The sequence below is a fragment of the Pseudomonas sp. NPDC089569 genome (genome assembly GCF_050280625.1).
Lineage (GTDB): Bacteria > Pseudomonadota > Gammaproteobacteria > Pseudomonadales > Pseudomonadaceae > Aquipseudomonas.
In genome coordinates this window covers 25,442-47,065 of record NZ_JBNNVQ010000030.1, presented here as the reverse complement: position 1 = coordinate 47,065, position 21,624 = coordinate 25,442, and the positions used below count along the sequence as shown (strand labels likewise).

Annotated in this window: 20 protein-coding genes; 10 read left to right on the top strand and 10 right to left on the bottom strand. The window is 61.5% G+C overall.

Features of this window, described 5'->3' with window-relative positions; translation table 11 throughout:
• Window positions 1-49: 49 nt before the first annotated feature.
• The 6 genes from paaK to paaF all read right to left on the bottom strand — a co-directional run bounded on the left by paaK (window position 50) and on the right by paaF (window position 6,256).
• Window positions 50-1,375, bottom strand: coding sequence for a phenylacetate--CoA ligase PaaK (paaK, locus tag ACQKP2_RS14635; protein ID WP_427577371.1), 1,326 nt, complete (start codon window positions 1,373-1,375; stop codon window positions 50-52).
• Window positions 1,376-1,474: 99 nt separating this feature from the next.
• Window positions 1,475-2,686 carry a 3-oxoadipyl-CoA thiolase gene (gene pcaF, locus ACQKP2_RS14630; protein WP_427577369.1) on the bottom strand — a complete coding sequence of 404 codons (1,212 nt, stop codon included), beginning with the start codon at window positions 2,684-2,686 and terminating at the stop codon, window positions 1,475-1,477.
• Window positions 2,679-3,128 carry a hydroxyphenylacetyl-CoA thioesterase PaaI gene (paaI, locus tag ACQKP2_RS14625; RefSeq protein ID WP_427577367.1) on the bottom strand — a complete coding sequence of 150 codons (450 nt, stop codon included), beginning with the start codon at window positions 3,126-3,128 and terminating at the stop codon, window positions 2,679-2,681. The genes pcaF and paaI overlap by 8 nt, the downstream gene beginning before the upstream one ends.
• On the bottom strand, window positions 3,121-4,638 hold the full coding sequence (paaH, locus tag ACQKP2_RS14620; RefSeq protein ID WP_427577365.1) for a 3-hydroxyacyl-CoA dehydrogenase PaaH: 1,518 nt from the start codon (window positions 4,636-4,638) through the stop codon (window positions 3,121-3,123). The genes paaI and paaH overlap by 8 nt, the downstream gene beginning before the upstream one ends.
• A gap of 3 nt (window positions 4,639-4,641) precedes the next feature.
• Window positions 4,642-5,433, bottom strand: coding sequence for a 2-(1,2-epoxy-1,2-dihydrophenyl)acetyl-CoA isomerase PaaG (paaG, locus tag ACQKP2_RS14615; RefSeq protein ID WP_427577364.1), 792 nt, complete (start codon window positions 5,431-5,433; stop codon window positions 4,642-4,644).
• 49 nt (window positions 5,434-5,482) lie between these two features.
• Window positions 5,483-6,256 carry a 2,3-dehydroadipyl-CoA hydratase PaaF gene (gene paaF, locus ACQKP2_RS14610; RefSeq protein ID WP_427577363.1) on the bottom strand — a complete coding sequence of 258 codons (774 nt, stop codon included), beginning with the start codon at window positions 6,254-6,256 and terminating at the stop codon, window positions 5,483-5,485.
• Between the two features lie 347 nt (window positions 6,257-6,603).
• Here paaF and paaY point away from each other — a divergent pair, with 347 nt between their 5' ends.
• The 3 genes from paaY (at window position 6,604) to feaR (ending at window position 9,278) form a co-directional block, all read left to right on the top strand.
• A complete protein-coding gene (gene paaY / locus ACQKP2_RS14605) occupies window positions 6,604-7,206 on the top strand; it encodes a phenylacetic acid degradation protein PaaY (RefSeq protein WP_427577362.1) in 603 nt (200 codons plus the stop codon).
• A gap of 150 nt (window positions 7,207-7,356) precedes the next feature.
• Window positions 7,357-8,280: a phenylacetic acid degradation operon negative regulatory protein PaaX gene (paaX, locus tag ACQKP2_RS14600; protein WP_427577361.1), complete on the top strand. Its 924-nt coding sequence runs from the start codon at window positions 7,357-7,359 to the stop codon at window positions 8,278-8,280.
• Window positions 8,281-8,366: 86 nt separating this feature from the next.
• Window positions 8,367-9,278, top strand: coding sequence for a transcriptional regulator FeaR (gene feaR / locus ACQKP2_RS14595; RefSeq protein WP_427577359.1), 912 nt, complete (start codon window positions 8,367-8,369; stop codon window positions 9,276-9,278).
• Window positions 9,279-9,572: 294 nt separating this feature from the next.
• On the opposite strand, the gene ACQKP2_RS14590 is transcribed toward feaR, so the two are convergent.
• Both ACQKP2_RS14590 and ACQKP2_RS14585 read right to left on the bottom strand, forming a co-directional pair.
• Window positions 9,573-10,316: an anti-sigma factor family protein gene (locus ACQKP2_RS14590; RefSeq protein WP_427577358.1), complete on the bottom strand. Its 744-nt coding sequence runs from the start codon at window positions 10,314-10,316 to the stop codon at window positions 9,573-9,575.
• Window positions 10,309-10,821: a sigma-70 family RNA polymerase sigma factor gene (locus tag ACQKP2_RS14585; protein WP_427577357.1), complete on the bottom strand. Its 513-nt coding sequence runs from the start codon at window positions 10,819-10,821 to the stop codon at window positions 10,309-10,311. The genes ACQKP2_RS14590 and ACQKP2_RS14585 overlap by 8 nt, the downstream gene beginning before the upstream one ends.
• 166 nt (window positions 10,822-10,987) lie before the next feature.
• Between ACQKP2_RS14585 and ACQKP2_RS14580 the strand changes: the two genes are divergently transcribed.
• Both ACQKP2_RS14580 and ACQKP2_RS14575 read left to right on the top strand, forming a co-directional pair.
• Window positions 10,988-11,956 carry a metallophosphoesterase family protein gene (locus ACQKP2_RS14580; protein WP_427577356.1) on the top strand — a complete coding sequence of 323 codons (969 nt, stop codon included), beginning with the start codon at window positions 10,988-10,990 and terminating at the stop codon, window positions 11,954-11,956.
• 14 nt (window positions 11,957-11,970) lie between these two features.
• A complete protein-coding gene (locus ACQKP2_RS14575; protein ID WP_427577354.1) occupies window positions 11,971-12,279 on the top strand; it encodes a cupredoxin domain-containing protein in 309 nt (102 codons plus the stop codon).
• Window positions 12,280-12,758: 479 nt separating this feature from the next.
• On the opposite strand, the gene tynA is transcribed toward ACQKP2_RS14575, so the two are convergent.
• Window positions 12,759-15,047 (bottom strand): primary-amine oxidase, encoded by a 2,289-nt coding sequence (gene tynA, locus ACQKP2_RS14570; RefSeq protein ID WP_427577352.1) that lies wholly within the window; start codon window positions 15,045-15,047, stop codon window positions 12,759-12,761.
• A gap of 375 nt (window positions 15,048-15,422) precedes the next feature.
• Window positions 15,423-15,782, bottom strand: coding sequence for a DUF6124 family protein (locus ACQKP2_RS14565; RefSeq protein WP_427577351.1), 360 nt, complete (start codon window positions 15,780-15,782; stop codon window positions 15,423-15,425).
• A 525-nt stretch (window positions 15,783-16,307) separates the two neighbouring features.
• On the opposite strand from ACQKP2_RS14565, the gene ACQKP2_RS14560 reads away from it, so the two are divergent.
• The 5 genes from ACQKP2_RS14560 to ACQKP2_RS14540 all read left to right on the top strand — a co-directional run bounded on the left by ACQKP2_RS14560 (window position 16,308) and on the right by ACQKP2_RS14540 (window position 21,567).
• Window positions 16,308-17,018, top strand: a complete 711-nt coding sequence (locus ACQKP2_RS14560) for a ferric reductase-like transmembrane domain-containing protein (protein ID WP_427577350.1) — start codon at window positions 16,308-16,310, stop codon at window positions 17,016-17,018.
• A 5-nt stretch (window positions 17,019-17,023) separates the two neighbouring features.
• Window positions 17,024-17,389 carry a cytochrome c3 family protein gene (locus tag ACQKP2_RS14555; RefSeq protein ID WP_427577349.1) on the top strand — a complete coding sequence of 122 codons (366 nt, stop codon included), beginning with the start codon at window positions 17,024-17,026 and terminating at the stop codon, window positions 17,387-17,389.
• A gap of 131 nt (window positions 17,390-17,520) precedes the next feature.
• On the top strand, window positions 17,521-18,021 hold the full coding sequence (locus ACQKP2_RS14550; protein WP_427577347.1) for a sigma-70 family RNA polymerase sigma factor: 501 nt from the start codon (window positions 17,521-17,523) through the stop codon (window positions 18,019-18,021).
• Window positions 18,022-18,061: 40 nt separating this feature from the next.
• Window positions 18,062-19,045 carry a FecR family protein gene (locus ACQKP2_RS14545; protein WP_427577345.1) on the top strand — a complete coding sequence of 328 codons (984 nt, stop codon included), beginning with the start codon at window positions 18,062-18,064 and terminating at the stop codon, window positions 19,043-19,045.
• A 98-nt stretch (window positions 19,046-19,143) separates the two neighbouring features.
• Entirely contained in the window at window positions 19,144-21,567 is a 2,424-nt protein-coding gene (locus ACQKP2_RS14540; RefSeq protein WP_427577344.1) for a TonB-dependent siderophore receptor, read from the top strand.
• Window positions 21,568-21,624 lie beyond the last annotated feature (57 nt).

The window sequence follows — 21,624 nt, the reverse complement described above, 5'->3', positions numbered from 1 at the left end:
TATGGCCAAAAAAAACCCCGCTAATGCGGGGTCATAAAGGGTGCAGCAGTCATGCTTTCGGACGTTTGTCGATCACGTGGCAGGCCTTGCCTTCGGAGCGTTTGATCGAGTGGAACGGCTGCAAGACGATACGCGAGCTGATCCCGATATACGTCTTGATGTGCTTGCTCAGTTCGCCACACACGGCCTTCTGCTGTTCTTCGCTCAGGTGCTGGTGTTCAGCCTTCAGCTCGACATGTACATCGACGCTGTCCAGGTTGCCATTGCGATACAGATGGATCTCGTAGCACTCGGCCAGTTGTTTGACTTTCAGTACCTGCTCTTCGATCTGCGTCGGGAACACGTTGACCCCGCGGATGATCAGCATGTCGTCGCTGCGTCCGGTGATCTTGTCGATGCGGCGCATCGGCCGTGCGGTGCCCGGCAGCAGGCGCGTCAGGTCGCGGGTGCGGTAGCGGATCATCGGCAAGGCTTCCTTGCTCAGGGAGGTGAACACCAGTTCACCCATCTGGCCGTCCGGCAGCACTTCGCCGGTCACCGGGTCGATGATTTCCGGGTAGAAGTGGTCTTCCCAGATGGTCGGGCCGTCCTTGGTTTCGGCGCATTCCATCGCCACGCCCGGGCCCATGATTTCCGAGAGGCCGTAGATGTCCAGGGCGGTGATGCCCATGCGTGCCTCGATGGCGCTGCGCAGTTCGGCGGTCCAGGGCTCGGCGCCGAAGATGCCCAGGCGCAGGGCCAGTTTGTGCGGGTCGATGCCCTGGCGCTCGATCTCGTCGGCGATGTTGAGCATGTAGGACGGCGTGACCATGATGATGTCCGGCTGGAAATCCTTGATCAGTTGCACTTGCTTTTCGGTCTGGCCACCGGACATCGGGATCACGGTGCAACCCAGGCGCTCGGCGCCGTAGTGGGCGCCCAGGCCGCCGGTGAACAGGCCGTAGCCATAGGAAATGTGCACCTTGTCGCCACGCCGGCCACCGGCCGCACGAATCGAGCGGGCGACGACGTTGGCCCAGGTGTCGATATCGTTCTGGGTGTAGCCCACGACGGTCGGCTTGCCGGTGGTGCCGCTGGAGGCGTGGAGGCGCACCACGTCCTGCATCGGTACGGCGAACATCCCGTAGGGGTAGTTGTCGCGCAGGTCGGACTTGGTGGTGAACGGGAATTTCGCCAGGTCTTCCAGGGACTTGATGTCATCGGGGTGTACACCCAGCGCATCGAAGCGCTGACGGTACAGCGGTACGTTCTGATAGGCGTGCTTGAGGCTCCAGCGCATGCGTTCGAGCTGGTGTTGACGCAGCTCATCGATGCTGGCGGTCTCCAGCGGGTCCAGCACAGGATCAAGCACGGATTGGGCAATTGGCATGTTCATGACTTCACTCGAATTGTTTTTGTGTTTCGGCCCCTGCCTTCAGGGGCTTTGAGTGCATGACCCAAGGATACCTCCGGGCACCTTGGGAATCGCGGTTCTTTAGTGGGATAGACGCTCGATGATCAATGCGATCCCCTGGCCGACGCCGATGCACATGGTGCACAGGGCATAGCGGCCATTGCGTTCCTCAAGTTCATGCAGGGCGGTGGTCACCAGGCGTGCGCCACTCATGCCCAGCGGGTGGCCCAGGGCGATGGCGCCGCCGTTGGGGTTGACCCGTGGATCGGTGTCGCTCAGTCCCAGTTCGCGCAACACCGCCAGGCCTTGCGCGGCAAAGGCTTCGTTGAGTTCGATGATGTCCATGTCCGCCAGGCTCAGGTTGGCCAGCTCCAGCACCTTGCGGGTCGCCGGTACCGGGCCGATGCCCATGATGCGCGGTTCGACACCGGCCGTGGCCATCGCCACCACCCGGCCACGGGCGGTCAGGCCGTGACGCTGGGCGGCTTCGGGACTGGCCAGCAGCAGCGCGCAGGCGCCGTCATTGACCCCGGAGGCATTGCCGGCGGTGACGCTGCCGCCTTCGCGGAACGGCGTGCCCAGTTTGGCCAACTGTTCCAGCGTGGTATCGCCGCGTGGGTGTTCATCGTGCTCGACGACCTTGGCCGGGCCTTTGCGCTGGGCAATTTCCACCGCAACGATTTCCTTGGCCAGGCGTCCGTTGGCCTGGGCCGCCGCGGCGCGTTGCTGGCTGCGCAGGGCGAAGGCGTCCTGGTCGGCTCGGGAGATGTTGAACTGTTCGGCGACGTTCTCCGCCGTTTCCGGCATGGAATCGATGCCAAAGGCCTTTTTCATCAGCGGATTGACGAAGCGCCAGCCGATGGTGGTGTCGAAAATCTCGGCCGCACGGGAAAACGCCTGTTCGGCCTTGCCCATCACCAGCGGTGCGCGGGACATCGATTCCACGCCGCCCACCAGCATCAGCCCGGCTTCGCCGCTGCGAATGGCGCGGGCGGCGGTGCCGACCGCGTCCAGTCCCGAACCGCACAGACGGTTGAGGGTGGTGCCCGGCACGCTGACCGGCAGCCCCGCCAGCAGCGCCGACATGCGCGCGACGTTGCGGTTGTCTTCGCCGGCCTGGTTGGCACAGCCGTAGATCACGTCGTCGACGCTGCTCCAGTCCACTTGCGGGTGACGGCGCAGCAATTCGCGCAGCGGCACCGCGCCGAGGTCGTCGGCGCGCACGCCGCTCAGGACGCCGGCGTAGCGGCCGATGGGGGTCCGTACGGCATCGATGATCAGAGCGTCATTCATTCGGGGTCTCCTGCGTCAGCACCGTGCCGCGCACTTTGTAGGATTTGCCATGGAACAGGGCGATCAACTGGCCCTGCTGGTTTTCAATGCGTACGTCGTAGTTGCCGGTGCGACCGGAGCGGCTTTGCTCGATGCAATCGGCATTGAGCGTGTCGCCCAGGCGTGCCGGGGCGATGTAGTCGATGCTGCAACCGATGGCCACCGTGGCTTCGTTGTAGCTGTTGCAGGCGAAGGCGAACGCCGAGTCGGCGAGGGCGAACAGGTAGCCGCCGTGGCAGGTGCCGTGGCCCTGGACCATGTCGGCGCGCACGGTCATGCCCACGCGGGCACAGCCGGGGCCGGCGGACAGCAGGCGCATGCCCATTGCCTGGCTGGCGGCGTCACGCTGGAACAGGGCCTGCGCGCATTCGCTGGCCAGTGTCATGGCTTCACGATTAGTCATGGAACGTTCTCCCTTCGGCTACGCGACGGCGCAATAGCAGCGATGGGCGGTAGCGCTCTTCGCCGTAGGCCGCTTGCAGATTGTCGAGGACGGCAAGGATGTGTGCCGGTCCGACGGCGTCGGCCCAGGCCAGCGGGCCTTGCGGGTAGTTGACGCCGGCACGCATCGCCAGGTCGATGTCGGCGGCCGAGGCCACGCCTTGCAGCAGGGCATCGGCCGCTTCGTTGGCCAGCATCGCCACGGTGCGCAGTACCGCCAGCGCCGGGCTGTCGCTGAGCAGGCTGACCTTCAGTCCGGCCCGTTGCAGCAGGGCAATGCCTTGTTCCAGCGCCAATGGATCGATACCCGCCGCGTGGCTGATGGCGATTCGCTGGGCCTTGCCATAATCGAGCGCCAGATCCAGCAGAATCAGATTGCGCAGTCCATCTTCCCGCGCACGCTGGCAGGCCATGCGCCCGTCACTCAAGGCCAGCACCGCGTCGCCGACCCGCAGCAGGCCGCGACCATCACGCTGGATCACCTCGACGCCTTGCTCGCGCAGGCGGCCGAGCAGCCCGTTGGCAATGCCCAGGTCGCCTTCGGCGATGCACAGGTCCACGGACGCCGCGCTGGCGGTTTCGGCAGGTTGCGGGCGCTCGGCACCCTGGGCGTAGCTGTAGAAACCCTGGCCGCTTTTGCGCCCCAGGCGACCACCGTCCACCAGTTCTTTCTGGATCAGCGATGGCTGGAAGCGAGTGTCGGCGTAATAGGCGTCGAACACCGAGCAGGTCACCGCGTAGTTGACGTCGTGGCCGATCAGGTCGGTCAGCTCGAAAGCGCCCATGGCGAAACCGCCCGCCTCACGCATCAAGGCGTCGAGGGTCGGGCAATCGGCGGCGCCTTCCTGCAGCAGACGCAGGCTTTCGGCGTAGAACGGCCGCGCCACGCGGTTGACGATAAAACCGGGCGTGGAGCGGGTGTGTACCGGTTTTTTGCCCCAGGCCCTGGCGGTGTCATACAGGCACTGCGCCAGGACTGGATCGCTGGCAAGACCCGAGACGATCTCCACCAGCGCCATGACCGGCGCCGGGTTGAAGAAGTGCAGGCCGAGCAGGCGATTGGGGTGTTGAAGTTGTGCGGCGATGCTGGTGATCGACAGCGACGAGGTGTTGCTCGCCAGAATGCACTGCGCGCTGCAAATGCTTTCCAGTTGAGCGAACAGTGCGCGCTTGACCTCGAGGTTCTCGACGATGGCTTCGATGATCAGTTCGCAATCGGCCAGCGCTTCGATGGCCTCTACCGCTTGCAGGCGCGCAATGGTCGCGCTGCGTGCTTCGGCGGCCAGTTTGCCGTTCTCCACACGTTTGCCCAGTTGCCGGTCGATGCCTTCGATGGCTTGGGCGGCGGCGCCCGGACGATTGTCCAGCAGCAGCACCGGATGCCCGGCCTGGGCGGCGACCTGGGCAATGCCGGCACCCATGGCGCCGGCGCCGATCACGGCAATGCGTGCATTGGTATTGAGTGCAGTCATGGCTCAGCGTCCCTTGAAAGCAGGGGTGCGTTTTTCCATGAAGGCGCTGACGCCTTCACGGTAGTCCTCGCTGCGCCCGGCCAGGCGTTGCAGGTCTTTTTCCAGTTCGAGTTGCTCGTCGAAGCTGTTGCTCATGCTGGCATTGAGGCTGCGTTTGATCAGGGCAAGACCGTAGGTCGGCTGGGTGGCCAGGTGTTGCGCAAGCTTGAGCGCTTCTTCGCGCAGTTCGGCGTCTTCCACGCAGCGGTAGATCAGGCCCCATTGCTCGGCTTGTTCGGCGCTCAGGCGATTGCCGAGCAGGGTCAAGGCCTTGGCGCGGGCCATGCCGACCAGGCGCGGCAGGGTCCAGGTGCCACCGGAGTCGGGGATCAGGCCGATTTTGCAGAAGGCCTGAATGAAGCTGGCCGAACGCGCCGCCAGTACCAGGTCGCAGGCCAGCGGAATGTTCGCACCGGCACCGGCGGCGACGCCGTTGACCGCACAAATGACCGGCATCGGCAAGTCGCGCAACTGACGGATCAGCGGGTTGTAGAACTTCTCGATGGACTCGCCCAGATCCGGTGCCGCGCTGCCCGGTGCGACGTTGCGGTCGCCCAGGTCTTGCCCTGCGCAGAAGCCACGGCCTTCGCCGGTCAGCAGCAATACGCGCACGTCCGGGTTTTGCCGCACTTGCTTGAGGGCTTCTTTCACTTCGCCATGCATTTGCGTGTTGAAGCTGTTGAGTTGGTCCGGGCGATTCAGGCTGAGCAGGGCGACGCCGGCCTCGATGGAAAACAGGATGTGTTCGAAATTCATGGTCTTGGCGCTCTCTGGGAGTTCGTTCGAATTCGTTGTTCGGTGCCGATCACTGGCCGGTGAAGGTCGGTGTGCGCTTTTCCTGAAACGCGGCGATGCCTTCGTTGCGGTCGCGGGTGCCGGCCAGCACGGTGAAGGCGTGGCGTTCGAAGCGCAGGCCGCTGGCAAGGTCGGTGTCCATGGCCTTGAGCAAGGCTTCCTTGGCCAGGCGTACCGCCAGCGGCGCCTTGGCGGCGATGCTGCGGGCCACCTGCAAGGCGCGGTCGACGGTGAATTCCGGCTGCGTGACTTCGCTGACCAGGCCGGCGCGCTGGGCCTGACGGGCATCGATCGGCTCGCCGGTCAGCACCATCTGCATGGCCATCGATTTGCCCACCGCGCGCAGCAGGCGCTGGGTGCCGCCGGCGCCGGGCATGATGCCCAGGTTGATTTCCGGCTGACCGAAGCGGGCATCCTCGCCGGCAATGATGATGTCGGCGTGCATCGCCAATTCGCAGCCACCGCCCAGGGCGAAGCCGTTGACAGCGGCGATCAGCGGTTTACTGAAGCGGGTGATGGCTTGCCATGAAGCCTGGCGCGGATCGTCAAGGATGCCGACCAGGTCACGCTCGGCCATTTCCTTGATGTCGGCGCCGGCGGCGAACGCCTTGCGGCTACCGGTCAGGACCACGGCGCGGGTGTCGGGATCGGCTTGCGCAACGCTCAACTCATCAGCCAGCTCGCCCAGTAATTGGGTGTTCAGCGCATTCAAGGCTTGCGGACGCTGCAAGGTGATGAGGCGAACGCCGGGCTCGATCAGTTCGACGGCAAGGGTTAGAGGCATGGCGGATGCTCTCACGGTGCGCTCGGCGGTAGTGCCGGCTTGTTATTGGATCGGCCACGGGTGCCGGTTTTGCCGGAGTATACCTACAACGTGATACGCAAAATCAACATTAAAATTGATTTAATGTGTCCTATCGTCGGTTTGTTGATTTTGTGCTGCGGCCCGAGGCAAGCTGATTCTCATAGCGAATGTCCCGGTTTTATTGGTCTATTCGGCAAATTTTGCGGTAATGGAGCGGGGCGCGAAGGCGGCTTTTTCAAGTGATACGCTTTTTTGTCTTTGTGTGGTTAAAAGCGATGTGATACAAAGTTTGTCATTAACGGCATCGCTTTGTGAGAGAACCTGCCATGACCTGCTACAGCCTCGATGGCCTGACCCCGGTGGTTGACCCCACTGCTTATGTTCATCCGTCAGCGGTATTGATCGGTGATGTGATCGTCGGCCCCCATTGCTATGTCGGGCCGCTGGCCAGCCTGCGTGGCGACTTCGGGCGCATCGTGCTGGAAGAGGGCGCCAACCTGCAGGACACCTGCGTGATGCATGGTTTCCCCGACAGTGACACCGTGGTCGAGCGCAACGGCCATATCGGCCATGGCGCCGTGCTGCACGGTTGCCGGATTGGCGCCGATGCACTGGTGGGCATGAATGCGGTGGTGATGGACAACGCGCACATCGGTCCGCGGTCCTTCGTCTCGGCAGCCGCTTTCGTCAAGGCTGGCTTCGAATGCCCCGAGCAGTCGCTGGTGATGGGCGCACCCGCAAGCATCAAGCGCACGCTCAGCGATCAGGAAGTGGCCTGGAAGCAGGCGGGCACCCGCGAGTATCAGGAGCTTGCCAAGCGTTGCCTGGAACAGATGCAGGTGTGCGAGCCGCTCAGCGAGCCGGAGGCGGATCGCCCGCGCATGAATGACCGGGGCTTGCGGCCCAAGGGCAGCGCAGATTCCCTGTAGGAGCGAGGCTTGCCCGCGAAGAACGATGACGCGTTGTATCTGGAACACCGTGTCGTCTTGTTCGCCGGCAAGCCTGGCTCCTACGAGGGAATGCGATTAACTGACAGACATTCGGTATATTCCTTTTCTTTTTTTCAGCCCGGTACGCCCATGTCGTCCCTGACACCCTTGAACCATCTGATTACACGCTTTCAGGAGCAGACGCCGATTCGCGCCAGCTCCCTGATCATCACGTTGTACGGCGATGCCATCGAGCCTCACGGCGGGACGGTGTGGCTGGGCAGCCTGATTCAATTGCTCGAACCGATCGGCATCAACGAACGGCTGATCCGCACCTCGATTTTCCGCCTGACCAAAGAAGGCTGGCTGACTGCCGAGAAAGTCGGGCGACGCAGCTACTACAGCCTGACCGGCACCGGTCGCCGGCGTTTCGACAAGGCGTTCAAGCGGGTTTACAGCACGACCATGCCGGCATGGGACGGTTCCTGGTGCCTGGTGATGCTGTCGCAATTGACCCAGGACAAGCGCAAACAAGTGCGCGAAGAGCTGGAGTGGCAAGGTTTTGGTGCGATTTCGCCCGTGGTGCTGGCGTGCCCGCGCAGTGACCGTACCGATGTCAACGCGACCTTGCTCGACCTTGGCGCCCAGGAAGAAACCATCGTCTTCGAAACCACTGCCCAGGACGTGCTGGCGTCCAAGGCCCTGCGTCTGCAAGTGCGCGAGAGCTGGAACATTGAGGAGCTGGCGACCCACTACAGCGAGTTCATTCAGCTGTTCCGGCCGCTCTGGCAGGCGCTGCGCGAGCAGGAAAACCTGCAGCCGGCCGACTGTTTCCTGGCACGGATTCTGCTGATTCACGAATACCGCAAACTGCTGTTGCGCGATCCGCAACTGCCGGACGAGTTGTTGCCCGGCGATTGGGAAGGGCGTGCGGCCCGGCAGTTGTGCCGCAATATTTACCGGTTGATCTACGCCAAAGCCGAAGAGTGGCTCAACAGTGCACTGGAAACCGCCGACGGACCTTTGCCGGACGCTGGCGAGAGTTTTTATCGACGCTTTGGCGGGTTGAAGTAATCCGTCGTCGTTGAAGGAGAGTCGCTGTTCAGGAGAACACGCGTTTTGACGTAGACAATAAAAACAAAGCCTGCGTGAGGCCTGCCATGATTTCAACAACCGCACAGCGCCAGGATGGGTTCGATCAGTGGATCCATCAGATCAACCAGATCTGTGGCGCCTTCAACGCTCAGCCCCTGGGGGCCGAGTTCGCCGGCCAGATCCGGGAATTCCGCAGCGACGCCTTGAAGCTCAGCTTCGTCGATGCCTGCCAGGCGCGGCTGTATCGCACGCCGCAGGAGGTCGCGGCAGGCGAGGGCGGCAAGTACTTCGCGGTGTTCCAGCTCGATGGCACGGCGGGCATGGCTCAGGGCGACGACAAGGTGTTGCTGTCCGCCGGCGACATCACGTTGATCGACGCCTCGCGCCCCAGCGACTTCACCTACAGCGAAAATTCCCGGCAACTGTCGTTGATCCTGCCGTATCAACTGGTGGAGCAGACCCTGCGCTTCAACCAGGTCAAGTGCGGCCACCGGATTGCCGCGACTTCACCCATGGCGATGTTGTCGCACCGCTTGATCCTCGACGCTACGCGCCAGAACCTCAATCCTCAGGAAAGCGAAGCGACGCTGGAGGCCATTGTCAGCCTGTTGCGTCCGGCCATCAGCCAGACCGACGAATGCACGGACCTGCACGAGCGAACCTTTCGCAAGACCTTGAGTTTCATTGACCAGCACATCCGCTCCGAAGAGCTGTGTCCGGAATGGCTGGCACGGGAAGTGGGCATGTCGACCCGTGGCCTGTACCGGATGTTCGCCAAGAAGGGGCTGGTGGTGGCGCGCTACATCAAGAATCGCCGCCTGGACCTGTGCGCCGAATCCCTGCGCCAGTCGGGCAAGGAGCAGAAGCTGTCGGTGCTGGGGTATTCGTGGGGTTTTTCCGATTCGAGCTACTTCTCCACCGCGTTCAAATCGCGCTTCGGCATTGCGCCGGGGGAGTACCGCAAGCAGCACGCCTGAGGCGCGGCGCGACATAAATACCAAAGCACCTGGTTCGCTGTAGGAGCCAGGCTTGCCGGCGAAGAACGATGATACGGTGTGACAGAAACGCCGTGGTGCCCGGTTCGCTGTAGGAGCCAGGCTTGCCGGCGAAGAACGATGATGCGGTTTCGACAGAAACACCGCGGTGTCTGTTTCGCGGGCAAGCCTCGCTCCTACAGGCGAAGAACGATGATACGGTGTGACAGAAATACCGCGCTGCCCGGTTCGCGGGCAAGTCGGATCGCCGCCCGCTCGCTCCTACAGGCGAATATGTCAGCCACCATTTTTGAGCAACTGGCCGAAGGCCTCCAGCTCGCTTTTTTCCACGTCGGACACCAGCACATAACGCAGGTGGTTTTCCTGCCACGACACCACGTTGAAGCCACGAATGGTTTGTGTCTGGCGCGGCTTGTCGGCTTCGGAGGCGGGCAGGATGAAGACGTTGATGATGTGTTTGGCCCGGCCATAGCTCAGCGCCGCGGTGGTCTGGTGTTGCAGGTAATCCAGGCGTCCGCCCAGCAGGGGGAACCCTTGTTCCTTGTAATCGAACACCGGTGGCGAGAAGTCGAGTTTGCCGGTGAACCAGGGTTTGACGGTGTGCCGGTCGGACGACACCACATCGTTCAGGTGTTCGCCCATCAGCGAGCGGACATGGCTGGAGACCGCTTCGTCCATCAAGGGTTGTTCGCTGCCCGGCGTCGCGACGAACAACACCATCGCCAGGGCCAGCGCCGTCGCCGAAAACACCGGGGCGAACCAGCTTCTCCAGCGCTCGATAACCGAGACTTTGGGCGGTTCAGGGGGGAACACGCGGGCGGTCAGGGACGCGGGCGCCGTGTAATGCACTGCCTTATGCCTGACCGCCATCACCAGCCGCGCCGCTTGTTCATGCTCGCGCGCACAGGCGGCGCATTCGGCCAGATGCCCGGCTACCCTCGCGGTCGCCGCCGGATCGAGTTCCTTGTCCAGATAGCCGTGTATCAGGGTTCGGCAAACGGTGCAGTCGAGTTCATTCATGGGCGTGCAACTTCAGTAGTTCGAGTTTGAGCATGGCCCGAGCCCTGGCCAGCCTCGACATGACCGTGCCGATGGGAATGTCGGCCACCAGGGCGATGTCCTTGTAGGGCAGGTCTTCGAGTTCCTTGAGCACGATCACCTCACGAAACGCCGGTGGCAGGGCGCTCAGGGCTTGCTGGATCAGCGCCGCATTTTCGGTATGGATGGCCAGCAGCTCCGGGGAGTGGGCCTGGCCTGGCAGCTCGTCGGCTTCGTTGAGCTCATCGCTGTACGCCACCCAGTGACGACCTGCCACGGCCTTGAGCCAGGTGTAGCTTTCGTTGCGTACGATGGTCAGGAACCAGGCCTTGGCGTTGCCATCGGCGAAGCGCTGCGAAAACCGGAAGGCTCGCAGGGCACTTTCCTGCACGACATCGTGCGCGGCGCTGTCATTGCCCGTCAGCCAGCGGGCGAGGTTGTAAGCGGCATCCAGGTGCGGCGCAAACAGTTCCTCAAATCGCTTCATAGTGGTTTCCGCACTTTCCCACCCCTTATAACTGCGCGGCCTGGGGTTTTATTCCCGGAAATATTTATTTTTTTCAGCGGGAATAAAACAGCGGTCCCGCCCGGTTTACCTCATGCCAGTCACATCACTCGCTACATGACTGTAGCTCTGCATTGAGGAAACCCCGATGGACATTCAAGCAAAACATCCCCAGCGCACCGACGGCCTGTTGAATCCCGACCGCCGGACGCTCCTCAAGTGCTCGGCCTGGGCCGGGGCCGGCGTGATCTGGGCCTTGCACGGCGGCATTCCGCGGGCCTTCGCCCTGGACGAAGCCGGCCAGGTCTCCGACCCCATGGCGCTCGCCAGTTCCTTTCATTTCGTGCAGATCAGCGATTCGCATATCGGCTTCAACAAGGAGGCCAATCCGGAGCCGCTGAAGACCCTGCAGGTGGCGATCGACAAGGTCATCGCGCTGCCCAAGCGCCCTTCGCTGATCCTGCACACCGGCGACATCACCCACCTGTCCCGGGCCGAAGAGTTCGACACCGCCGCCCAGGTGCTCAAAGGCTTGCCGGCTACCGTGCACTACGTGCCGGGCGAGCACGACACCCTCGACGAGGGCGGCGGCAAGCTTTACCTGGAGCGCTATGGCAAGGGTACCAAGGGCAACGGCTGGTACAGCTTCGATGACCATGGCGTGCACTTCATTGGCCTGGTGAACGTTTTCAACTTCCAGGCCGGCCATGAAGCGACCCTGGGCGCCGAGCAACTGGCGTGGCTGGCCGACGACCTGCGCGCAGTGAGCAGCAGCACACCGATCGTGGTGTTTACCCACATCCCGTTATGGACGATTTATCAGCCCTGGGGCTGGGGGACCGAGGATGGCGATCAGGCGATTGCAATGCTGCGCAAGTACGGTTCGGTGACGGTGCTGAACGGGCACATTCATCAGGTCATTCAAAAAGTCGAAGGCAATATCACCTTCCACACGGCGCGCGGCACGGCTTATCCACAACCGGCACCGGGCATGGCGCCGTCGCCGGGGCCGATGACGGTGGCGGCGGATCAACTGCGCAATTACCTGGGGGTCACCGATGTGCGCGCGACCCAGGGCGAGCACCCGCTGGCACTGATTGATTCGACGCTGGCATAGGGGAGGGAATGGGTATGAAAACGCGATTGCTGGCGGTGGCCTGCCTGGTGTTGTCGATGCCGGTGTGGGCCAATGAAGTGAAGATCGATATCAAGGAATTCATGTTCGGCCCCAAGGATCTGACCGTCGCCGCGGGGACCAAAGTGACCTGGGTCAACGACGATGAAATCCCCCACACGGTAGCGGAAACCCACAAGGCGTTTCGCTCAGCGGCACTGGACAGCGGGGACAGTTATTCCTGGGTATTCAACACGCCGGGAGAGTTCGAGTATTTCTGTTCGCTGCATCCGCAGATGGTGGGAAAGATCATCGTCAGCCCGTAGAGAGCCTGTAGGAGCGAGCGGGCGGCGATCCGACTTGCCCGCGAACCGGACGACGCGTTGTATCTGGAACACCGTGTCGTCTTGTTCGCCTGTAGGAGCGAGGCTTGCCCGCGAACCGAACGACACGGTGCATCTGTCATACCGTGTCATCGTTCTTCGCCGGCAAGCCTGGCTCCTACGGCGAACCGGACGACACGGTGTATCTGTTTCACCGCGTTATCGTTCTTCGCCTGTAGGAGCGAGGCTTGCCCGCGAACCGAATGACACGGTGCATCTGTCATACCGTGTCATCGTTCTTCGCCGGCAAGCCTGGCTCCTACGGCGAACCGGACGACACGGTGCATCTGTTTCACCGCGTTATCGTTCTTCGCCTGTAGGAGCGAGGCTTGCCCGCGAAGAACGATGACGCGTTGTATCTGGAACACCGCGTCGTCTTGTTCGCCGGCAAGCCTGGCTCCTACATTTCCTTTGTGTTCGCGTTATTTCGGTGCGTTGAGGTTCAGCGTCGGCGTTTCATCGAAGAAGTTCCACGGCTTGAGCAGCACGTGCACCCACTCGGTCGGCATGATCGGCCACTCTTCGGCCCGCGCAATGTGGGTAGTGCCGGTGGTCAGCCAGACTACATCGTCGCTGTTTTCGATGGACTGGTTATCCCCGCTGAATTGCCCCAGGCCCGAGTCGTGGTCCGAACGGTTCGGGTACTTGCCTTCCGGGTACTTTTCCTCGGGGTTGTAGCGGGTCACCCAGAGCTGTTTGTCCATGAAGCTCAGGCGGTGGTAGAGCCATTCGTCGCTGCCGAAGTTGGCGCCCTTGGCCACCGGGTGCGTGCCGCCGGCATAGGGAATCAACTGGTAGGAAACCGGGTTGCCGACTTTGTTTTCCTTGCTGAAGTTGGTCAGCAGGCGCACGGTCGACGGGTCGAATTTCTGTGCGGCCTGTTGTTCGGTGCCGACCACTTTGTTTTCAGTCTGCATGGTGCTGGTACGTGGACCGCCGCGATCGTTTGGCAGTACCACCGGGTTCACTTCCACCAGCGAGTTGTTTTCGCCATCCACATCCATGTCCAGGCGGAAGTTATAGATGTGCTGGTGCGTCGTGCCGACGATGTTGTGATCGAGCAGGGTGCCGTAGCGCGTGTCTTCCTTGGCGGTGTCTTCGTGCATGGTTTTGGATTTCACACCCTTGACCGCTTCGATACCGGTGGCGCCGGCATCGATGCCGATGGTGCCGTTCTGCTGGAAGACCCAGTCGAAAATGTAGTCATAGTTGCCGACGGTGCTGATCCAGCGCACCACCAGTTCACGCCGCTCGGTGCTGAGGTTGGGCTGGCCCATTTCCTGGTGTTTGTACTCCGGGCCTGCATAGCGCTCGAACACCGCCATGGCGCGCGGGATTGCGGTTGGTGCGCCGGTGTAGTCGGCGATGGTCGCGTCCAGCAGCACGGCGTTTGCCGGGGCGTCCTTGCCGCGCGCGATCGGCGAAGTCAGGGTGCCCATGCCGTAGTCGCCGGAGTCCAGGTAGGCCTTGAAGTACCAGCCCACGTCCGGGTCGCCGTAAGGCACGATCATGCCGCCCAGCGAGCCTTCGTACATGATTTTGCGTTTCTTGCCCTTGTCGTCATAAGTGACGGTGGACAGGATCGGGCCGACCCGCGAGTCGAGGCGAACATGGAAGTCCCAGTTCTGCCAGTGAATGCTGTTGCCGGTGATGGTGTAGTTCTTGCCTTCTGGCTCGATGATTTCCAGCGGCTTGACCTGCGTGCCCTTGCGCCCGCGCCCGTCGTAGGGCGTCGGTTTCATCGGCACCGGGATGAGTGCTTCGTCTTCGATCTTGATCAGCTTCTTCTGTTCCAGATCGACAATCGCCACCAGACCTTCGATGGGGTGCGCCCAATAGTTGCCGTCGTCGACATTGAGGTAGCTGACGATTTTCAGCAGGCGCTTGTCCTGTGCCAGACCGTCCTTGCCGTCGAAGTAACCCACCGTCAACGGCGTGGCGACAACCTTCTTCACATCGTTGATGCCGCGCTTGGCCAGTGCCTGCGCGTATTCCGGGCTGGCTTCGATGGCGCTTTGCACGGTGGCGAAGTCATCCAGCAGCACCATGCCGTGGGCGCCTTCAATCGGCTTCCAGGACTTGAGTGCCTTGCTGTCGAGATCCACCAGCGCTTCGATCACGTGTTTGCCGTCGAGCACCACGATCGAGGCCTCACGCGGCTGGTCGACTTTCTGCCCGGTGAGGGCGAAGTTCCACACCTGATCTTTCGGCGGCTCCTTGACCGAGACTTCGGTGAAGCGAAAGCCCGGCTTGTAGTTTTCCGACTTCTTGACGATGTCCACGGCCGTATTGATTTCGGCGACGCTTAAGGGGTTGAGCGGGTTGGGGCGGGTCTCGACGACGAAGGTCTTGTCCAGCCCGGACTGGAACACCTGGTTGATGAAGTCCTTGGACATGTAGGCGGTCTTGCCCTTGAACACCACGGGTACCGTCAGCTCCATGGGCTTGCCGTTGAGCATGGCCGTTTTGCTGTTCGGCTTGACCTTGAGGTAGACCCCGTCCTTGGCGATGGTGAACAGGTTGGAGTAGTCGTCCCATTTGACCGTGGCGCCAAACTCTTCCAGGCCCGCTTGCAGCGGCACCATCTCGGCGTGACCGCCATGGGCCAGGGCCGTGTCAGCCCAGTAGGGCAGGCCGAGCGTACCCAGGGTGATGGCCAGCGCGAGTCGGGCGAGCGGTTTTCTGTTGCGCGATGCAAGGGAGGTGAACATTTGTGGAAATCCTTCGGAAAAGCCGGTAACAGGCATGCCAGCACTTTGCTACAGCTTGAGGTTGGCCGCATTGGGATTCCTGCCAGAATCCTTTGGATCTGTGCCGAAAACAGCTTTCCCGACTGACGGGGGATTGGCAAGCGGCAAAGGTTGAATCGCATGGATTTAACTCAACACCGGCCTCGCGCCGGTGTTGTTTTATCCGCTTACTGCAAAACCTCCCTTCCTTCGCTGCTCGCTTTAGTCGTGGCCTGAGCGATCAGGGCATCGAGCATCTGTGCAACAGGTTTCTGTTGGTGCTTGGGCAGTTGCTCGATGGCCTCCTGTTGCTGTTGCCATTTCGGAGTCGGCCACGCTGAATCGGCGTCTACCTACTCAGGCGGGATCAATCTGATCCAACACCCGGTTCGCTGTGATTTCGGCGAGCATGATGCTGTTGGAAATGCCCAGCAGGGCATTGCGCGAGCCGCCGTCCAGGTGATCGACCAGTTGATGGACCATGACGTCCACCGAGGCCAGGGTTTCGACCAGGTAGACCATCAGGGTTTCGCTCGACGCCTCGGGGTCGACGCTGAACAGGGTGCTGGGTGTGCGTGGCGTGGCCTTGATGTCGGCGGTCGAGGGGAAGTGAATGTCCAGAGCACGCTCGGCGGCTTCGTGGAGTTTTTTTGAGTCGAGGCTTTCGTAGGGGGATGTCGGATCGGTGTCCGGCGGGTTGGGGGTGACCTTGAACATAGATGAAACTCCAAATCAAAAAAGAGGAGCCATCACCCTCGCTACCAAACGAAGGGAGGTGGCCATACGCGGGTTGGTAGACCGGTGACTTGGAAAACCGGCGCGCTCGAAAGCGCCCTGCGCATGACCACCATTAAAACCACAAGCTAAAAGGCTTGCAGCAGGTGTAGCTATGCACATAAGTCAACCGGGCTACCAAACCCGATCGCTGTTTTTTTCAGCGACCGGGAAACGATAGAACCCGAGCCCTATGCGCTCAAGCCGGCGGATTCTGGCGTAACCGTAGGCAACGACGCAAGGTCTTGTAGCTTTCATCAAGTAACCCTGACGGCCTTTAAACACGCTCGCTCCTGACGCAAAAAGCGGCCCCACGAGTACCCCCCAACTGAGTCGAGAGCATCGTTCGAATAACTGTCACAGCCAACAACAAATCTGGCAGCCAAGTGCCAATGCCTGACAGAAATCGCGACGATAATCGCCGATATAAACGGATTCAGCAGGGCTCTGTCCTGGAGGAGGCCCGGGATGGTCGCACTCATCATTCGCCTGACGATCCTCAGTGCGCTGCCTTTCATGCTGTTGTTGCTCGAAAACGCCATGCCGGGTGTCAATCCAGCCTGGGACTTTGCCAATGCCGCCGGGCTTTTTTCTGGCCTGTTGATGGCGTTGCTGTTCGTTTTCAGCGGTCGTCCGCTGTCTCAGCCGTACTACGACGGCAAATTCTTCATGAATCTGCATCGCGACCTGGGCTACGCCGCCACGCTGCTGTTGATTGTGCACATTGGCGTTTTGCTGGTCAGTGAGCCTCTGGTCATCGACTACCTCAAACCTTCTGCTGGCTGGTCCATGCTCAGTGGCACGCTGGCAACGCTGCTGTTGGTGGCTCTGGTGCCTGCCAGCCTGGCAGGCATGCGCCGAAAAATCTGGCGCAATCACAAGCATTTCAAGCATTGGCATTACGGGCTGGGCGTGCTGATGCTGGCCATGATGTCGTGGCATGTGATCAGTGTGGGTTTCTATACCCGAGAGCTGTGGAAATCACTTCTATGGGGTGGGCTGATCGGTGTGGCGATCTTGAAGCCTTTGCTTCCCCGATCTGCGTTGGAGCGCGGTGTTGGTCCAAGGCGACGTCATACCGCAGCTTTCGCCAGTTGGCTAAGTGCAGCGGTGGTACTTTTTGCCCTGACACTGGCAGTCGGCTATTCGTTGCTGGCCAACAGTGATCTGCCGCTTTGAAGCGCGTGTATTGGCTCCTGTGGCTGGTGCCGGTTGCCACGCTCGGATACGTGTTTTTTGCCGGGCATTCCGAATGGGTTCGAAACCGTCCCATGCTGCCACTGGATTTCAATCATCAGGCGCATGGCAAGGTTAACTGCCTGACCTGTCACCACGATTACTCAGACCATTCACCTTCGGCGCCCACCGGAGAACGTAGCTGCCTGCTGTGCCATAAGAAGACGCCGGCACTGGCACTGCGCATCGAACAGGACTTCCATACCCTGTGTCGTGACTGCCATCTTAAAGAGGTGCAAGTGCTGCATGCGGCCGGGCCGGTGCGCGAGTGCCAGCGCTGTCATGCGTCTGCGTCTTTCGAAGTACCCAAATAGATGAGACGGATAAGTACCCAATTGTGAGTACCGGTAATTTCCATGACCTGTCCTGGTCGGGGATCGGAGGTGATTGCATCTTGTTAATACGAAGCATTACTATTCACGCCCCGTTTACACAGCATGCCGCAATGACCCCCAAGCTGCCCCGCAGACACGGCTTTTTCGAGCACTACGAAGAGTTGGTTGGCACCTGGACCCGTCGCCTGAGAAATCGTCAGCAGGCCGAGGATCTGGCCCACGACACCTTTGTGCGCGTGCTCGAGTCCGATTCGGCGGTGGTGCAGCAGCCTCGGGCGTACCTGCACCAGACCGCACGCAATATCGCGGTGGATGGGTTTCGGCGTGAGGATCGGCGGGGCGCCATGGAGTCAGAGGCGATTGATCACAGTGAGTCGCCCACCGGCGACCCGGAGCATTTCATGCATGCGATCCAATTGGCCGACTCCATCGAACAGGCGCTCGGCGAGCTGCCGGTCAACTGCCGAAAGGTGTTTGTCTGGCAGAAAATCGAAGGCCTGACCCAGGCAGAAATCGCCGAACGCCTGGGGCTGTCCAGGAACATGGTGGAAAAGTATATGATCCGCACGCTGCGGCATCTGCGCGACCGCCTTGAAGGACTGTACCCATGAGCGGGCGCGCTTTCTCATCCCCGGCCAAACAGGAACTTCCATGATGGATACTCGTGATTGCGCGTGCGGGCAAACAACGGTTCGCGATGAAGCGGCGTGCTGGTTTGTGCGTTTGCAGGAACCGGTGGTCGATGTCGATGCGCGCCGCCGGTTTGAAGCCTGGTTGAATGAACATCCGCAACACCGAAACGAATTCGAGGTGCTCCAGGGCTTGTGGAAGGCCGCCGACCTGGTGCCGGCGGCACGCTTGCAAGCCCTGTGCGAGGAAGCGCCGACCCGCACAAAACGCAGGGCATGGGCGCGCTATGCCGTGGCTGCCGGTGTACTGGCGGTGGCGGTCGGTCTTGGCTTGTTCAGCGGATTGAATCAGCCATCAGCCTACACGGCAGCGTTTTCCACGGCGCTGGGCGAGCGTCGGCAGGTGGCGTTGCCGGATGGCTCGGTGATCGATCTGGACAGCCGCAGCCGGATCGAGGTGCGTTTTGAAAACAATCGCCGCGCCGTCGAGTTGGCCGAAGGCGAGGCCATGTTCAGCGTCCAGCATGACACCAGCCGCCCCTTTGTGGTCGAGGCTGGCAGCGGCAAGGTCACGGTCACCGGAACGCGCTTCGATGTGCGCCGGGGCAGCGCCGAAACCCGCGTCGTGGTGGAGCAGGGTACGGTCAAGGTACAGGGACGTTCGGCGTCCGACAGTGACTTCGTCAGCCTGACCGCGGGCATGGGGACCCATGTAGATGCCTCGGGCAAGGTTGCGCCTGCCTATGCGGTCAATCCGGCAGAACTGACGGCCTGGCGCAGCGGCAAACTGGTGTTCAACAACGCCAGCCTGAGCGATGTTGCCGAACAGGTTTCCCGTTATCGGGACAAGCCATTGAAGGTCGGCAGCGCGGCGGTGGGCAATCTGCGCCTGACCAGTGTGTTCAAGTCCGATAACACCGACGCCTTGCTCAAGGCCTTGCCGAACATCCTTCCGGTGGCCGTGCGCACCCTCGATGACGGCAGCCAGGAAATAATTTCAAAATAATATTCAGGTTTTTTTCGAGTTCATCGTCTTCCTGTTCAACTGCAACTGGTTTGCATTAACAAACGCATACGCTTGCGATCCACAGGACTACGTTCGACGTGAAAGAATCCACCGCTAAACCTTCAACCTTCTCCTGGTTGCCGCTGGCACTCGCGCTGGCGGTCAACGCTGCAATGCCCCAGGCATTCGCTGCCGATGCCATTCATATCCAGGCGCAACCCCTGGGCCAGGCATTGACCCAACTGGGCCAGCAAACCTCGCTGCAGGTTTTTTTCAGCCCTGAACTCGTCGCCGGCAAGCAGGCCCCGGCGGTGGACGGCAATTTCGCGCCGGAAGAGGCGTTGCGCCAGTTGTTGCAGGGCAGCGGCCTGCAGTATCAGATCGATGAAGGTTCGGTGACATTGATGCCCGCGCCGTCGTCCGCGTCCAACGGTCCGCTGGAGTTGAGCGCGACCGATATCAAGGTGGTGGGCGACTGGCTCGGTGATGCCGATGCCGCCGTGGTACAGAATCATCCGGGCGCGCGGACCGTGGTCCGCCGCGAGGCCATGGTCGAACAGGGCGCGATGAACGTCGGCGACGTGCTGAAGCGTGTTCCTGGCGTGCAGGTGCAGGACGCCAACGGCACCGGCGGCAGCGACATCTCCCTCAACGTCGGCGTGCGCGGCCTGACGTCGCGGCTGTCGCCACGCTCCACGGTGCTGATCGACGGTGTTCCGGCGGCGTTCGCGCCTTATGGCCAGCCTCAACTGTCCATGGCGCCAATCTCCTCCGGCAACCTCGACAGCATCGACGTGGTCCGCGGCGCCGGCTCCGTGCGTTATGGGCCGCAGAACGTGGGTGGCGTGATCAACTTCGTGACCCGTGCGATCCCGGAAAAAGCCTCCGCTGAAATCGGCACCACGCTGGAGACCTCCCAGCACGGTGGCTGGAAGCACATCGACACGGCGTTCATGGGCGGCACTGCCGACAACGGCATGGGTGTGGCGCTGCTGTACTCCGGCGTGAACGGCAACGGCTACCGCGAGCGCAACAACGGCAACGACATCGACGATGTGATCCTCAAGACGCACTGGGCGCCGACGGATGTCGACGATTTCAGCCTGAACTTTCACTACTACGATGCCAGCGCCGACATGCCCGGCGGTCTGACCCAGGCGCAGTACGATGCCGATCCGTTCCAGTCCGACCGCAACAACGACAACTTCAGCGGCCGTCGCAAGGATGTCTCGTTCAAGTGGGCGCGCCAGATCGACGACCGGACCCAGGCGGAAGTGCTGACCTACTACTCCGACAGTTTCCGTGGCAGCAACATTGCCGCCCGCGACCAGAAGACCCTTGGCTCGTTCCCGCGCACTTACTACACCTTCGGCATCGAACCGCGGGTGTCCCATGTGTTCGACGTCGGCCCGACCACTCAGGAAGTCAGTGTCGGTTATCGCTACCTCAAGGAAGGCATGCACGAGGAGGCCAGTCGCCTGGCGCTGGTCAACAACGAGCCGGTGGCGACCAAGTCGTCGGACGGTCATGTGTATCAGGACCGCACCGGCGGCACCGAGGCCAACTCGGTGTATGTCGACAACAAAATCGATGTCGGCAACTGGACCGTCACGCCCGGTATCCGTTTCGAACACATCAGCACCGACTGGCACGATCGCCCGGTACTCGACACCGCCGGCAAGCCTGTTCCGGAAAAGCACCGCAGTATCGAAAGCAACGAGCCGCTGCCGGCCTTGAGCGTGATGTATCACATCTCCGACGCCTGGAAATTGTTCGCCAACTACGAAACGTCGTTCGGTGCCTTGCAGTACTTCCAGCTCGGCCAGGGTGGGGTGGGTGACAACACCGCCAACGGGCTGGAGCCGGAAAAAGCCAAGACCTACGAGATCGGTACGCGCTACAACGATGAGGTGTGGGGCGGCGAAGTGACGCTGTTCTACATCGACTTCGACAAGGAGCTGCAGTACATCAGTAACGACGCGGGTTGGACCAACCTTGGCGCGACCACACACCGGGGTATCGAAACATCGGTGCATTACGACATGGCCGCGCTGGACCCGCGCCTGGCAGGCTTGACCGCCAATGCCGGGTTCACTTACACCCGTGCCGTCTATGAAGGGGAAATCCCGGACTTCAAGGGCCGCGACCTGCCGTTCTACTCGCGTCAGGTGGCAACCGTGGGCCTGCGTTACGACATCAACCGCTGGACCTATAACCTCGATGCCTTTGCGCAGTCCCAGCAGCGCGCGCCCGGCGTTGCCGTGAACGCCGACGGCAGCTTCACCCACAACTACATCACCGAAGGCACCGCCGATGGCCAGTACGGCGACATTCCGGGTTACGTCACCTGGAACGTGCGCGGTGGTTATGACTTCGGTCCGCAAGTGTCGAACCTGAAGCTCGGCGCGGGCGTGAAGAACATCTTCGACAAGCAGTACTTCACCCGCTCCAGCGACAACAACTCGGGCATGTACGTCGGTGCACCGCGCACCTTCTTTGTACAGGCCAGCGTCGGGTTCTGATCCACGGTCTGCATGACACCGATGAACCCGTAGGAGCGAGGCTTGCCCGCGAAGAGG

Excerpts from the sequence above, each read along its gene's own strand:
- paaK (WP_427577371.1), bottom strand. The coding sequence starts at position 1,375 with ATGAACATGCCAATTGCCCAATCCGTGCTTGATCCTGTGCTGGACCCG.
- pcaF (WP_427577369.1), bottom strand. The coding sequence starts at position 2,686 with ATGAATGACGCTCTGATCATCGATGCCGTACGGACCCCCATCGGCCGC.
- paaI (WP_427577367.1), bottom strand. The coding sequence starts at position 3,128 with ATGACTAATCGTGAAGCCATGACACTGGCCAGCGAATGCGCGCAGGCC.
- paaH (WP_427577365.1), bottom strand. The coding sequence starts at position 4,638 with ATGACTGCACTCAATACCAATGCACGCATTGCCGTGATCGGCGCCGGC.
- paaG (WP_427577364.1), bottom strand. The coding sequence starts at position 5,433 with ATGAATTTCGAACACATCCTGTTTTCCATCGAGGCCGGCGTCGCCCTG.
- paaF (WP_427577363.1), bottom strand. The coding sequence starts at position 6,256 with ATGCCTCTAACCCTTGCCGTCGAACTGATCGAGCCCGGCGTTCGCCTC.
- paaY (WP_427577362.1), top strand. The coding sequence starts at position 6,604 with ATGACCTGCTACAGCCTCGATGGCCTGACCCCGGTGGTTGACCCCACT.
- paaX (WP_427577361.1), top strand. The coding sequence starts at position 7,357 with ATGTCGTCCCTGACACCCTTGAACCATCTGATTACACGCTTTCAGGAG.
- feaR (WP_427577359.1), top strand. The coding sequence starts at position 8,367 with ATGATTTCAACAACCGCACAGCGCCAGGATGGGTTCGATCAGTGGATC.
- ACQKP2_RS14590 (WP_427577358.1), bottom strand. The coding sequence starts at position 10,316 with ATGAATGAACTCGACTGCACCGTTTGCCGAACCCTGATACACGGCTAT.
- ACQKP2_RS14585 (WP_427577357.1), bottom strand. The coding sequence starts at position 10,821 with ATGAAGCGATTTGAGGAACTGTTTGCGCCGCACCTGGATGCCGCTTAC.
- ACQKP2_RS14580 (WP_427577356.1), top strand. The coding sequence starts at position 10,988 with ATGGACATTCAAGCAAAACATCCCCAGCGCACCGACGGCCTGTTGAAT.
- ACQKP2_RS14575 (WP_427577354.1), top strand. The coding sequence starts at position 11,971 with ATGAAAACGCGATTGCTGGCGGTGGCCTGCCTGGTGTTGTCGATGCCG.
- tynA (WP_427577352.1), bottom strand. The coding sequence starts at position 15,047 with ATGTTCACCTCCCTTGCATCGCGCAACAGAAAACCGCTCGCCCGACTC.
- ACQKP2_RS14565 (WP_427577351.1), bottom strand. The coding sequence starts at position 15,782 with ATGTTCAAGGTCACCCCCAACCCGCCGGACACCGATCCGACATCCCCC.
- ACQKP2_RS14560 (WP_427577350.1), top strand. The coding sequence starts at position 16,308 with ATGGTCGCACTCATCATTCGCCTGACGATCCTCAGTGCGCTGCCTTTC.
- ACQKP2_RS14550 (WP_427577347.1), top strand. The coding sequence starts at position 17,521 with ATGACCCCCAAGCTGCCCCGCAGACACGGCTTTTTCGAGCACTACGAA.
- ACQKP2_RS14545 (WP_427577345.1), top strand. The coding sequence starts at position 18,062 with ATGATGGATACTCGTGATTGCGCGTGCGGGCAAACAACGGTTCGCGAT.